At 68.8% G+C, this 13,627-nt stretch carries 11 protein-coding genes; 5 read left to right on the top strand and 6 right to left on the bottom strand.

Annotation, left to right across the window (positions count from 1 at the left end; all coding sequences use genetic code 11):
- Positions 1-60: 60 nt before the first annotated feature.
- Complete coding sequence (locus tag ACIRCZ_RS13750) at positions 61-1,068, bottom strand: LacI family DNA-binding transcriptional regulator (protein ID WP_402854027.1); 1,008 nt, start codon at positions 1,066-1,068, stop codon at positions 61-63.
- Between the two features lie 76 nt (positions 1,069-1,144).
- On the opposite strand from ACIRCZ_RS13750, the gene ACIRCZ_RS13745 reads away from it, so the two are divergent.
- Positions 1,145-2,113, top strand: a complete 969-nt coding sequence (locus ACIRCZ_RS13745) for an acetylxylan esterase (RefSeq protein ID WP_055890444.1) — start codon at positions 1,145-1,147, stop codon at positions 2,111-2,113.
- Between the two features lie 4 nt (positions 2,114-2,117).
- Here the strand turns inward: ACIRCZ_RS13745 and ACIRCZ_RS13740 are convergent, their stop codons facing one another.
- From ACIRCZ_RS13740 to ACIRCZ_RS13725, 4 genes are all read right to left on the bottom strand, one after another.
- Positions 2,118-4,529 carry a glycoside hydrolase family 3 N-terminal domain-containing protein gene (locus tag ACIRCZ_RS13740; protein ID WP_055890442.1) on the bottom strand — a complete coding sequence of 804 codons (2,412 nt, stop codon included), beginning with the start codon at positions 4,527-4,529 and terminating at the stop codon, positions 2,118-2,120.
- A 101-nt stretch (positions 4,530-4,630) separates the two neighbouring features.
- Positions 4,631-5,464 (bottom strand): carbohydrate ABC transporter permease, encoded by an 834-nt coding sequence (locus tag ACIRCZ_RS13735; RefSeq protein ID WP_235500368.1) that lies wholly within the window; start codon positions 5,462-5,464, stop codon positions 4,631-4,633.
- A 38-nt stretch (positions 5,465-5,502) separates the two neighbouring features.
- Complete coding sequence (locus ACIRCZ_RS13730) at positions 5,503-6,525, bottom strand: carbohydrate ABC transporter permease (RefSeq protein WP_402854024.1); 1,023 nt, start codon at positions 6,523-6,525, stop codon at positions 5,503-5,505.
- An 8-nt stretch (positions 6,526-6,533) separates the two neighbouring features.
- Positions 6,534-7,829 (bottom strand): ABC transporter substrate-binding protein, encoded by a 1,296-nt coding sequence (locus tag ACIRCZ_RS13725; protein ID WP_055890438.1) that lies wholly within the window; start codon positions 7,827-7,829, stop codon positions 6,534-6,536.
- Between the two features lie 167 nt (positions 7,830-7,996).
- Here ACIRCZ_RS13725 and ACIRCZ_RS13720 point away from each other — a divergent pair, with 167 nt between their 5' ends.
- The 4 genes from ACIRCZ_RS13720 to xylB all read left to right on the top strand — a co-directional run bounded on the left by ACIRCZ_RS13720 (position 7,997) and on the right by xylB (position 13,069).
- A complete protein-coding gene (locus ACIRCZ_RS13720) occupies positions 7,997-9,025 on the top strand; it encodes a LacI family DNA-binding transcriptional regulator (protein ID WP_055890436.1) in 1,029 nt (342 codons plus the stop codon).
- Between the two features lie 76 nt (positions 9,026-9,101).
- Entirely contained in the window at positions 9,102-10,361 is a 1,260-nt protein-coding gene (locus ACIRCZ_RS13715) for an endo-1,4-beta-xylanase (RefSeq protein WP_402854021.1), read from the top strand.
- 11 nt (positions 10,362-10,372) lie between these two features.
- Positions 10,373-11,563, top strand: a complete 1,191-nt coding sequence (xylA, locus tag ACIRCZ_RS13710) for a xylose isomerase (RefSeq protein ID WP_402854019.1) — start codon at positions 10,373-10,375, stop codon at positions 11,561-11,563.
- 66 nt (positions 11,564-11,629) lie between these two features.
- Positions 11,630-13,069 (top strand): xylulokinase, encoded by a 1,440-nt coding sequence (xylB, locus tag ACIRCZ_RS13705; protein ID WP_402854017.1) that lies wholly within the window; start codon positions 11,630-11,632, stop codon positions 13,067-13,069.
- 79 nt (positions 13,070-13,148) lie between these two features.
- On the opposite strand, the gene ACIRCZ_RS13700 is transcribed toward xylB, so the two are convergent.
- Positions 13,149-13,568 (bottom strand): DUF5684 domain-containing protein, encoded by a 420-nt coding sequence (locus ACIRCZ_RS13700; RefSeq protein ID WP_235500292.1) that lies wholly within the window; start codon positions 13,566-13,568, stop codon positions 13,149-13,151.
- Positions 13,569-13,627: the final 59 nt, after the last annotated feature.

Below are 13,627 nucleotides of genomic sequence, written 5' to 3'. Positions count from 1 at the left end.
TCGACCGAGGCCACAAGTTTCGAGCGGGCATTGGAAAACTTTCGCGCGAACCGCGCCGATTCAGGATGTGGGAGCCGCCGTCGACTGCCGCACCACGAGCGACGTGGCCAGCTCGAGACGCGCGTTGTCGACCTCGCCGGAACGCAGCCGCAGCGCCATCCTGGTCGCTTCCTCCGCCATCTCCTGCAGCGGCTGGCGCACGGTCGTCAGCGGCGGCCGCGCCCACAGCGCAGGCCGCACGTCGTCGAAGCCGACGACGGAGACATCCCGTGGCACCTCCAGCCCCAGAGCCGCCGCAGCGTCGTACACGCCGAGCGCCTGCTGGTCGTTGCCGGCGAAGATCGCGGTGGGCCGGTCGCGGAGGCCGAGCAGCCGCCGCCCCTCCCGCTCACCGTCGCGCTGCCCGAACGAGCCGGAGCCCGCAAGCTCCTCCACGAACGGGATGCCGGCCTCGGCCAGAGCGGACTGGTATCCCGCCACCCTCGCCCGCGAGCACATCAGGTCCGCCGGGCCGGAGATGACGCCGATCCTGGTGTGGCCGAGGCCGATCAGGTGCCTGGTCGCCGCGACGCCGCCCGCCCAGTTGGTGGCACCGACGGCGGGGACGTCCGCTGGAGGGTCGCCTGCCGGGTCCACCACGACGAAGGGGATGTTCCTGGTGCGCAGTTGCCTGCGGTGCGCCACGGTGAGGTCGGAGAACTGCAGGATGACCGCGACGGGCTTGCGCTGCAGCACCCCGGTCATCCACTCGTCCCGCGGCTTGTGGTGGTCGCCGAGTGCGGAGAGGGCGAGCACGAACCCGGCCTCGCGCGTGATCCGCTCGACGCCGCGGATGATCTCCACCGACCACTCGCTCAGCAGATCCTCGACCACCAGCTCGACCAGCCCGCCGCGCTCTGGATCGAGGCCGCGCCTGGCGTAGCCGGAGTCCCGCAGCAGCTCCTCGACCCGCTGGCGAGTGGATGCGGACACCCCCGGCCGACCGTTCAGCACCTTGGACGCGGTCGACAGCGAGACGGACGCCTGCCGCGCTATCGCCTCCAGTGTCGGCCGGTTGTGATCGGACATGCACACACTGTGCCACAATGTGGCCCATCCCTTTCGCCCGATCCGGCGAAAACTTCCCAGGAGGACTCGCTCAGAGATGGCTTTCACCGACCTCTCCCCCGCCGAACTGCTCGCCTTCCGCCCCGAGGTGGACGAGCCGGCCGACTTCGACGCGTTCTGGACGGAGACGCTCGCCGAAGCGCGCGCAGCCGGAGGCGAGACCACCCTCACCCCGGCGGACACCCCGATCACGCAGCTCGTCGTCGAAGACCTGACCTTCCCCGGTTTCAACGGCGAGCCGGTGCGCGCCTGGGTCTCCCGGCCACGGGATGCGGAGGGTCCCCTGCCCGCCGTCGTGCAGTTCCAGGGCTACGGCGGAGGGCGGGGCCTGCCAGGCGAGAACGTGCTCTGGGCGCTCGCCGGTTACGTTCACGTGTTCGTGGACACCCGCGGCCAGGGCAGCAACTGGGGCACGGGAGGCGACACCCCCGACCCGCACGGCTCCGGCCCTGCGACTCCCGGATACATGACCCGCGGCATCCACGACCCGTCCGCGTACTACTACCGCCGCGTCTTCACCGACGCGGTGCGGGCCGTGGATGCGACACGCGCCTTCCCGTTCGTCGACGCCGGCCGCATCGCCGTGACGGGCGGAAGTCAGGGCGGCGGCATCGCCATCGCCGCGGCGGCTCTCGCCGACGGCGTGCGCGCCGTGCTCCCCGACGTCGCGTTCCTCTGCGCCTTCCGCCGCGGCGCCGAGGTCGCGGTCGGCGGCCCGTACCTGGAACTCGCCACCTACCTGGCCGTGCACCGCGACGAGGTGGATGCCGTGTTCCGCACCCTCTCGTACTTCGACGGCGTGAACTTCGCCCGCCGCATCCACGCCCCGTCGCTGTTCTCGGTGGCGCTCATGGACAGCGTCGTCCCGCCGTCGACCACGGTGGCCGCGTACAACCACCTCGCGGCGGAGGACACGACGCTCGAGGTGTACCCGTTCAACGACCACGAGGGCGGGTCCGCCGTGCAGTGGCAGAAGCAGGCGCGCTGGCTGGCGACGCGCCTCTAGCGGTCTAGACCGTCTCCGGCACGCGCTCCGAGAGCAGCACCCGCACGGTCCGTCTGTCCGCGGACGTCACCTGGTGCACGGCGCCGGTCAGCGTCAGCGTCGCCCGCGGCGTCGCCGCACCAGGGATGTCCCGCACATCCGCCTGCTTCTCGTTGACGATGGCGCCGCCGGTGACCTCGTCGCCGCGGAGACCCGTGGATGCGGCCGCGTGCGTCGCCGCCCACACCTCCACGTCTCCCGGCTCGACGACCCTGACCATCCCGCGATCGCTGAACGCGAACCGGGTGGCAGGCACATCGAAGGTCACGCGCACCGATTCGCCGGCGTCGAGGGTGACTCTGGCGTAGCCGAGCAGCTGCGCCACCGGGCGGGTGACGGTCGCTGCGACGTCGCGGCCGTACAGCTGCACGGTGTCCGCTCCGCGCACGGAGCCGGTGTTGGTCACCGTCAGCGTCGCTGCGAACGACCCGTCGGTGGATGCGGTCAGGTCGACCGCGAGGTCGGAGTACGCGAACGAGCTGTACGACAGACCGAAGCCGAACGGGAGCACCGGAGTGGAGTCGGTCGCCGTCACGTCGGACGGGCCGCCGAGGATCGGGTGCAGGTAGGAGTACGGCTGTGCTCCTGCCGAGCGCGGCATCGAGACGGGGAGGCGGCCGGACGGGTTCACGCGTCCGGTCAGGATGTCGGCGATGGCGGGTCCTCCGCCTTCGCCGGGGAAGAAGGCCTGGAGCACGGCGCCAGGGGCCGCCTCGCTGTGGAGCGCCCAGTCGATCGCGTACGGGCGGCCGGTGAGCAGGACCATCACGACCGGCGTGCCCGTCGCGATGACGGCCTCGACGAGGCGGCGCTGGGCGCCGGGCAGCTCGAGCGACTCTGAGTCGTTGCCCTCACCGACCGTGCCGCGGCCGAACAGACCCGCCTGGTCGCCGACGACGACGACGGCGAGGTCGGCCCCGGTCGCCGCATCCACCGCCGCCTGGAAACCGGACTCGTCGTCGCCTTCAACAGCACAGCCCTCGGCGTGGACGAACTCGGGGACGGGGAGCCCCGCGTCCGCGAACGCGCCTGGCAGCGACTCCAGCACGGTCGGGATTTCGAATCCGAGCGGGAGGCCGGGGTGCGCTGGCAGGACGTGGTTGGCGAAGGAGTAGCAGCCCTGCAGCGCCTCTGCCCTGTCGGCGTTCGGGCCGATCACCGCCACCGTCGAGACCGGGGTCCGGCGTGCGCCGAGCGGGAGGACGCCGTCGTTCCTGAGCAGCACGACCGACTCCTCCGCGAGGCGTCTGGCCAGCTCACGGTGCCGCGGCGAGTCGAGGTCGACCACCGCAGGCGGCTCGTCCTCGAACGCGTCGGCGTCGAGCAGTCCGAGCTCCTCCTTCTGCGCGAGCGCACGGAGTACGGCGCGGTCGACATACGCCTCGTCGAACGCACCGGCTCGGATGCGGTCGGCCAGCGGCTGCAGGTAGGCGTCTCCTGTCGGCAGCTCGATGTCGATGCCGGCCTCCAGCGCGAGCGCTGCCGCCTCTCCGCGGTCGGCGGCGACGGCGTGCATGACCTCCAGGAAGGCGACGGCGAAGTAGTCGGCGACGACGACGCCGTCGAAGCCGAGCTTCTCCCGCAGCGTCCCGGTGAGCAGATCCGGGTCGGCGGCCACCGGGACGCCGTCGATCTCGGTGTACGAGTTCATCACCGAGCGGGCGCCGCCGTCCAGGATGGCCATCTCGAACGGTGGGAGGAAGACATCGGCGATCTCGCGCGGCCCCGCGTGCACCGGCGCGTGGTTGCGGCCGGCACGGGACGCCGAGTATCCCAGGAAGTGCTTGAGCGTTGCGTGCACCCCCGCATCCTGCAGGCCCCGCACATACGCGGTGCCGACGGTGCCGACGAGGTATGGGTCCTCGCCGATGCACTCGTCAACGCGACCCCAGCGGGGGTCGCGCACCACGTCGAGCACGGGGGCGAGACCCTGGTGGATGCCGAGCTGCTTCATCGCGTCGCCGATCGAGCGGGCCACCTGCTGCACCAGCTCAGGGTCGAAAGACGCACCCCAGGCCAGCGGCGTCGGGAAGGTCGCGGCTTTCCAGGTGGCGAGCCCGGTCAGGCACTCCTCGTGCACCAGGGCGGGGATGCCCAGCCTGGTCTCTCGCTTCAGCCTGCGCTGCTCCTGCCAGAGCCAGGCTGCACGCTCCGCAGGATCGACCGGCCGGGTGCCGTAGACCCTGGTGTAGTGCCCGATCCCGTGACGGGTCACGTCGGCGAGGCTGCCCTTCGTCTCCTGACCCGCGGCCATCTCGCCCTGCATGGGGGCGACGAGGCCGTTCTGGTCGAGCCAGTATCCGACGATCTGCGCGAGCTTCTCTTCGAGGGTCATCCGGGCGTGCAGCGCGCGGACGCGCTCCGAGACGTCTGGCATGGCCGCGGGAGGAACGGTCGCGGACTCAGTGCTTTTCTTCACAGGAACCAATCACAAAAGAGAGCTGAATGCGGGGAGAGGGAAACGGGCGGGAGCCGCGGTCAGCCCTTGACCGCGCCGGTCAGGCCGCCGACGATGCGGCGCTCGAACAGCGAGAAGAAGATCAGCGCCGGGATCATCGACAGCGAGGTGAACGCCAGCACCTTGGCCGTGTCCACCGAGTATTGCGACGAGAACGCCTGGACGCCGAGCGGCAGCGTGAACGTCGACTGGTCGTTCAGGATGAACAGGGGAAGCATGTAGCTGTTCCAGCTGCCGATGAACGCCAGGATGCCGACGGTGACGACCCCGGGCAGCGACAGCGGGATCACCATGCGCCAGAAGAAGCCGAGCCTGCTCGCACCGTCGATGGATGCCGCCTCCTCGATCTCCATCGGGATCGCTTTGAGGAACGGCACCATGATGATGACCGTGGTGGGCAGCCCGAACGCGATCTGCGGCAGGATGACGCCCGCGAGGTTGTTCGTGAGGCCGAGGTCTTTCACCAGCAGGTACAGCGGGGTGATGGCCACGGTCATCGGGAACATCAGGCCGGCCGCGAACAGGGCGTACATCGCACCGCGGCCGACGAAGTCGTAGCGGGCGAGCACGTAGCTCACCATCACGCCGAGGACGACGACGCCGAGCGTGGTCGCGAGCCCGGCGATGGCCGAGTTCCCGACCTCCTGCCAGAACGTCGAGCTGACCAGCACGTTGAGGTAGTTGTCGAACTGCCACGGGTTCGGCCACGCGGAGGGCGCGTTCGTGATCTGCGAATTGGTGCGGAAGCCGCCGACGACGATGTAGAGGACGGGGGCGAGGCACACCGCGATGAACACGAGTGCGACGAGGTAGGTGAACGGCTTGGCGCGACGGAAGCGGGTGCCGAACGACACCGACTCCTTCCTGGCCGCCGTGCGGAGTGCTGTGGTGGTCACTTTTCCTTCTCCGTGATCGCGCCGGCCATGTCACGTCGCAACACGAAGCGCTGGTAGATCAGTGCGATGACGAGCGAGATGACGAAGATCACGACGGCGACGGCGTTGCCGAACCCGTAGTTCCCCGAGTTGCGCCCGTTGGCCACCATGTAGGTCGCCATGGTCGATGTGCCCGCCGTGGATGCGACGTACTGGCCCCAGATGATGTACACCAGGTCGAACAACTGCAGCGACCCGATGATCGAGAGGAACGCCCAGATGCGTACGGTCGGCCCGAGCAGCGGCAGGGTGATCCTGCGCTGGATCTGCCAGTAGCTCGCCCCGTCGATCTGCGCGGCCTCGAAGAGCTCCTCCGGGATGCTCTGCAGGCCGGCGAGGAAGAGGATGACGGCGAAGCCGATGTACTTCCACGAGATGATGATCATCAGGGTCCAGATGGCGATCTTCGGATCGGACAGCCAGTTGGCCTTGAACGCGCCGAGCCCGATGTGCTCCAGCAGGTCGTTGATCGCGCCGGAGGTCTGGAGCATGAGGCTCCAGCCGGTTCCGACGATCACCTCGGAGATCACGTACGGGACGAAGATCAGCACGCGGATGATCGAGCGCCCGCGGATCTTCTGGTTGAGCAGGAGGGCCAGGATGATCGCGACCGGGCCCTGCATGACGAGGGACAGCACCACGATGATGCCGTTGTGGAGCAGCGCCTGGTGGAACGCGCTGTCCGTGAAGATGATGAGGTAGTTGTTGATTCCGACGAAGTCGGTGGGGGCGCCGTAGCCCTTCCATTTGAAGAAGCCGTAGTAGGCGGCCATGATGACCGGCAGGATCACGAAGCCGACGAAGATGATGATCGCTGGCCCGGCGAGAATCGCGATCTCCAGGCCCTTGCGACGATCTGCCTTCCGCTTGGGCCGCGCCCCGGCCGGGGACGACGCACGCTGTGCGCCGCCCCCGACCGTCTGCACGTCCCCGCTCGGCTGCGTGTCGATCTCCGACTTCGCATCCAGGGAACTGCTCATGGTTCTGATTACCCCTTAGCGGCGGCCTGGTTGACGCCGCTGATGATGTCGGCGACGGAACCCTGACCTGCCAGCAGGTTGACGACACCGGTGTTGAGCGCGTTGCCGACGCTCTGGCCGTAGAGGGTGTCGAGGTACTGGGAGACGAACGGCGCCTTGTTGTACGCCTCGAGGACCGGCTTGATGTACGCGCCCTCGATGCCGCCCTGAGCGTCCTTGTTCACCGGGATGGTGTTGAACGCGGTGGCGTACGCCTCCTGGACGTCCTTGGTGGCGGTGTAGTTGAGGAACGCGGTGCACTCCTTCTTCGGCGCCTTGGCCGAGCAGGAGTATCCGTCGAGGCCGCCCATCATGGATGCGGGGTCTCCCTTACCGCTGGAGGTCGCGGGGAACGGGAACCACGCCAGGTCGGGCAGCGGCTTCTCGTCGGGCGTGAGCGACGCGATCACTCCCGGGTCCCAGGCGCCCATGAGTTCCATGGCCGCCTTGTGGTTCGCGACGAGACCGGCCGAGCTGCCTGCGCCCTGCTGGGCTGCGGTGGTGAGGAACCCGTCGTTGAACGGCTTGGTGTCGTTGAACGCCTTCAGGTCGTCTCCGGCCTTGGTCCAGCACGAGTCGTCGAACTTGAGGGTCGACGCCGTCTTGTCGAGCGTCGACTCGCTGCACTCGCGGAGTGCGAAGTTGTAGTACCAGTGCGCTGCCGGCCATGCGTCCTTCGCGCCCACGGCGACGGGTGCGACGCCGGTCGCCTTGAGCTTGACGATGTCGGCGTTCAGCTCGTCCATCGTGGTCGGCGGGGTGTCGATGCCCGCTGCCTTGAACAGGTCCTGGCTGTAGTAGATGCCCTCCGGCTGCACGTCGATCGGCATGGCATAGACCTTGCCCTGGTACGACTCGCCCTTGAACGCTCCGTCGCTGACAGCGCTCTTGACGTCTGCGTCGATCGAGTCGCTGATGTCCATGAGCTGGCCCGCGTCCGCCATGGCGGCCATCTTGCCGCCGCCGCGCTGCAGGAAGATGTCGGGAGCGTCGCCCGAGTTGAGCGCGGTCTGCAGCTTTCCGTCGAGGTCCTCGTTCTGGATGGTCTGCATCTTGATCGTGACGTTGGGGTTGGCCTTCTCGAAGTCCGCGATGGTCTTCTTCCAGAAGGTCTGGCCAGGACCGGTGGTCGCGTTGGTCCAGAAAGTCATCGAGACTTTGCCGTCACTCGAACTGCTGTTGCTGTTGCCAGAACAGCCCGTCGCGAGCAGCGCTGTGCCCGCAACGACCGCGAGAATACCCGCGACCCGAAATTGCCTCTTCATTGTGGAAACTCCTTGGTTGTCCTCATTGACGCACAATCGTCCGCCGCGGAGAGCTTCGCATTCGATCGCGCGCTTTGTCAAACGTTGTCGATAACGTTTTCGATATCGTTATCGAGATTGCTGTCGGCAACCCGGAAAACCGCTGGGCGCACGGTACTGTGTCCACTATGTCCACCGAACTCGATCCATCCTCTTTCGGCAGGGTGACGATCAACGACGTCGCTCGGGCGGCCGGCGTCTCGGTGTCCACCGTCTCGAAGGTCGTCAACGAACGATACGGCGTCGCACCGACCACCTCTCGCCGCGTGATGGAGGTCGTGAACGAGCTCGGCTACGAGACGTCCCTGGTGGCGAGCAGCCTGCGCAGGCGCAGCACGAACGTCATCGGCATCCTGGTCGCGGAGTTCGAGCCGTTCTCGGTGGAACTCCTCAAGGGCATATCCGTCGCCGCGACCGGCACCGGGTACGAGCTACTCGCGTACACCGGGCTCGTCTCCGGCGAGAGCAGCGTCGGCTGGGAGCGCAAGTCGCTCTCCCGCCTGGCGGGGACGCTCATCGACGGCGCGATCATCGTGACGCCGACCACGCTCATCCCGAGCACGTCCATCCCTGTCGTCGCGATCGACCCGCACACCGGGCAGGGCGGCCCGGCGACGATCGACTCCGACAACGTCGGCGGCGCGCTCGTCGCCGTGCGCCACCTCATCGAGCTCGGTCACACCAGGATCGCGCACATCCGTGGCCGCAGGGACCTCGCATCCGCCCAGCTCCGCGAGGACGGCTACCGCACAGCACTCGAAGAGGCGGGCATCCCGTTCGACCAGGAGCTCGTGCTCTTCGGCGAGTACTCGGCCGCGCAGTCGGCCACGGTCGCCAGGGAGCTGCTGAGCCGCCCAGACCGGCCGACGGCGGTGTTCGCCGCGAACGACACCTCGGCACTCGGCGTCGTGTCGGTGGCTCGCGAGCTCGGGCTGCGCATCCCGGAGGATCTGTCGGTGGTCGGCTTCGACGACATCCCGGATGCGGCGAACGCCACGCCCCCGCTCACCACCGTCGCGCAACCCCTGCACGAACTCGGCGAGCGCGCGCTGCAGATGCTGCTCGCCCTGCTGGACGACCAGCCCGTGTCCAGCGGGGTCCACCTGCCGGCGGAACTCGTCGTCCGCGCCAGCACGGGGCCTGCGCCGACCGCCTGACGAAAATTCCATTTCCCATCGGCCGCTCTCGCTGATATGTTCTTAGAAACAACAATTCCCCTCCGAGAGTGAATCAGTGTCGATCTATTCCGCAGCCGCACCGTCGAGCACGGCGCAGGCCCACCGCATCCACGAGGCCGTCGTGACGGTTCTGGATACACGGGGAGAGCCGCTCGCGGGCGTCGAGGTCACGGTCGAACAGACCAGGCACGCCTTCACGTTCGGCAACATCGGCTTCGACTTCATCGGCATCGCCAACGGCGAGAGCACGAGCGACGCGGACGAGCGCCTCGCCGCGCTGTACACCGACGTCTTCAACACGGCGACGCTGCCGTTCTACTGGGGCAGGTTCGAGCAGCGCCGCGGAGAACCGGACACGCTGCGGCTGCAGCGCACGGCGCGTTGGTTCCGCGAGAGAGGCGTCGCGCTGAAGGGTCACCCTCTGGTCTGGCACACGGTGCAGCCCGACTGGCTGCTCGGCCTGCCGCTCGACGAGGTCGAGCGCCTGCAGCGCGAACGCATCCACCGCGACGTGCGCGACTTCGACGGCCTGATCGACACCTGGGACGCAATCAACGAGGTCGTCATCATGCCGGTGTTCGACAACGGCGTGAACGCGATCAGCCCGCTCGCCCGCGCCAGAGGCCGCATCCAGATGATCCGGATGGCGTTCGAGGAAGCGCGAGCGGCCAACCCGCGGGTGAAGCTGCTGCTCAACGACTTCGACCTGTCCACCGCATACGAGTGCCTGATCGAGGGCGTGCTGGAGGCCGGCATCCCGATCGACGCCATCGGCCTGCAGACGCACATGCACCAGGGCTACTGGGGAGAGGATGCGATGCTCGCGACGGTCGACCGGTTCGCCCGCTACGGCCTCCCTCTGCACCTGACGGAGACATCGCTGGTCTCCGGGCACCTGATGCCCGCCGACATCGTCGACCTCAACGACTACCGCATCCCGTCGTGGCCGTCCACGCCGGACGGCGAAGAGCGCCAGGCCGACGAACTCGTGCGGCACTACCGCTCGCTCGTCGCTCATCCCGCCGTCGAGGCCATCACGTACTGGGGCATCACCGACGCGGACGCCTGGCTCGGAGCGCCGATCGGGCTCGTCCGCGCCGACGGCACGCCCAAACCCTCGTACGACGCGCTGCGCCGCCTGGTGAAGGAGGACTGGTGGCTGTCCCCCACCAGCACCATCACCGACGAGCACGGTCGCGTCGCCGTCTCCGGTTTCAGCGGCGACTACCTGGCGCGCGTCGGCGACGGCGCCACCGCATTCACCATCGACCCCACCACCGATCGCATTCCGATCTCCATCCCATCGAACACCTGAAGGAAACTCCCATGACCGCAACACCCACCCGCGAAGACAAGTTCTCGTTCGGCCTCTGGACCATCGGATACAACGGCACAGACCCGTTCGGCGGCCCGACCCGCCCGCAGCTCGACGTCGTCGAGGCCGTCACCAAGCTCAACGAGCTCGGCGCGTACGGCCTCACCTTCCACGACGACGACCTGTTCGCGTTCGGCTCCACCGACGCAGAGCGTCAGAAGCAGATCGACCGCCTCAAGGGCGCCCTCTCCGACACCGGCGTCATCGTGCCGATGGTGACCACCAACCTGTTCAGCGCACCGGTCTTCAAAGACGGCGGCTTCACCTCCAACGACCGCGCCGTGCGCCGCTTCGCGCTGCGCAAGGTGCTCCGCAACCTCGACCTGGCGGCAGAGCTCGGCGCCAAGACGTTCGTCATGTGGGGCGGCCGCGAGGGTGCGGAGTACGACGCCGCCAAGGACATCCGGTCTGCGCTCGAGCGCTACCGCGAGGCCGTCAACCTGCTCGGCCAGTACGTCACCGACAAGGGATACGACATCCGCTTCGCCATCGAGCCGAAGCCGAACGAGCCCCGCGGCGACATCCTCCTGCCGACCGTCGGCCACGCCATGGCGTTCATCGAGACCCTGGAGCGCCCTGAGCTCGTCGGCGTCAACCCCGAGGTCGGCCACGAGCAGATGGCCGGACTGAACTTCGCCGCCGGCATCGCCCAGGCGCTGTACCAGGGCAAGCTCTTCCACATCGACCTCAACGGCCAGCGCGGCATCAAGTACGACCAGGACCTGGTCTTCGGTCACGGCGACCTGCAGAACGCGTTCGCGCTCGTCGACCTGCTCGAGAACGGCGGCCCGAACGGCGGCCCGTCGTACGACGGCCCCCGCCACTTCGACTACAAGCCGTCGCGCACGGAGGACATCACCGGCGTCTGGGACTCCGCAGCCGCCAACATGCGCACCTACCTCCTGCTCAAGGAGCGCGCGCAGGCGTTCCGCGCCGACCCCGAGGTGCAGGAGGCCCTGGAGGCATCGCGCGTCACCCAGCTCGCGCAGCCGACCATCGCCGACGGCGAGAGCTACGACGACCTGCTCGCCGACCGCTCGGCATTCGAGGACTTCGACGCCGACGCGTACTTCGGCGGCAAGGGCTTCGGCTTCGTCCGGCTGCAGCAGCTGGCTCTCGAGCACCTGCTCGGCGCACGCTGAACCGACCCACTCCTGAGGGGCGCTCCGACCGGGGCGCCCCTCTCCCCCGTTGAAAGGACAGAGCGGATGACCCTGGTCGCCGGAGTCGACTCATCCACCCAGAGCTGCAAGATCGTCGTGCGCGACGTGGAGACGGGAGCCGTCGTGCGGTTCGGCCGTGCCGCGCATCCGGATGGCACGGAGGTCGACCCCGCCGCGTGGTGGACTGCGCTGCAGCAGGCCATCGCGGAGGCCGGAGGACTCGACGACGTCGCCGCCGTCTCCATCGCCGGACAACAGCACGGGATGGTTGCACTGGATGCACAGGGCCGCGTCGTCCGCGACGCCCTGCTCTGGAACGACACCCGCTCCGCGCAGGCTGCCCGCGACCTGATCGCAGAGGTCGGCGCCGCGGAGTACGCCGCGCGCGTCGGCGTCGTGCCCGTCGCGTCGTTCACGGCCACCAAGCTGCGCTGGCTCCGGGATGCCGAGCCGGAGAACGCCGCGCGCGTCGCGGCCGTCGCACTCCCGCACGACTGGCTCACCTGGCGCCTGCTCGGCTACGGCCCGGAGGGCGAGAGCGAGCTGGGCCCCGACCTCGACGCCCTGACCACCGACCGCTCCGACGCGAGCGGCACGGCGTACTGGGGTGCCGCGTCCGGTGCGTACGACCTCGACCTGTTCTCCCAGGCATTCGGCCGCGGCGCCCGCGAGGCCGGCGCCGCGGGCGACGGCGTCGTGCTCCCCCGCGTGCTCGGGCCGGCGGAGCCGGCCGGGCGCACCCCGTCCGGCGTACTGGTCGGGCCAGGGGCGGGAGACAACGCGGGCGCTGCACTCGGGCTCGGCGCCGCGGACGGCGACGTGGTCGTGTCCATCGGCACCAGCGGAACGGTGTTCGCGGTCACGGACGCTCCCGTCGCCGACGAGAGGGGAACCGTCGCCGGCTTCGCCGACGCGAGCGGGCTCAGCCTGCCCCTCATCGCCACCCTCAACGCCGCCCGCGTGCTCAGCTCCATCGCCGACCTGCTCTCCGTCGACTTCGACGCGCTCGCCGAGCTCGCACTGTCCGCCGAGCCCGGCGCAGAGGGCGTGGTGCTGGTCCCGTACTTCGAGGGAGAGCGCACGCCGAACCTGCCGGACGCGACCGCGAGCATCCACGGGCTCACCATCGCGAGCACCCGGCCGGCGACCTTCGCACGCGCCGCGATCGAGGGGATGCTCTGCGGCCTCGCAGACGGTCTCGACGCTGTTCGCGCGGTCGGCGTGCGCGAGAAGCGCGTGCTCCTGATCGGCGGTGCGGCGCAGAACCGTGCGGTCGCTGCCATCGCGGCGCAGGTCTTCGACGCGCCCGTCGTCGTGCCGTCGCCCGGCGAGTACGTCGCGGACGGCGCGGCGGTTCAGGCGGCATGGGCGCTCACCGGCACACGCCCGTCCTGGACGGTGGATGCGGCCCCCGCGCTGGCCGTGGACACCAGGCAGGTCATCCGCGAGCAGTACGCGCGTGCGACGGCGAGCGCGAGCGCCTGAGCAGGAGTACGCAGACGCGAACGCGAAAGGGTACGGCCGGGAGATTCCCGGCCGCACCCTTCTGCGTGACTGGCGGTGACTACGCCGTGACGGCCTCGCGCCTGCCGCCGGGACCGACGTACTGCGAGCTGCCGTAGCCGACGATGAAGTACCCGATGATCGCGAGCAGCCAGAGCAGGAAGATGCTGAACGCAGCACCCTTGCCGAACGCACGGCCGACACCGAGGGCCACGATGATCGCGACGATGATGTTGACGATCGGGATGAAGTACAGGATCACGAGCGCGCCGTGGAATCCGCCGATCTTCACCAGCAGGTAGGTGTTGTAGATCGGGATGAGTGCGCCCCAGCCCGGCTTGCCTGCCTTGGTGAACACGGGCCACAGGGCGATGACGACAAGGATGTATCCGATGAGTCCGCCGATGACGGACGGCACAGGGTTGTATGCGGTGGTCTCGGTGGCGATCAGGCCGTCGGCGGCCAAGGCGATGGGGAACATGGGTGTCCTCTCTGTGAACGGAATGACAGTATCCACTCAGGGTTTCAACAGGGGGACGC

The sequence above is a fragment of the Leifsonia sp. NPDC102414 genome (genome assembly GCF_044765685.1).
GTDB lineage: Bacteria > Actinomycetota > Actinomycetes > Actinomycetales > Microbacteriaceae > Leifsonia.
Note: the sequence above shows the minus strand (reverse complement) of the source record. Positions and strands in the feature narration are given on the sequence as shown.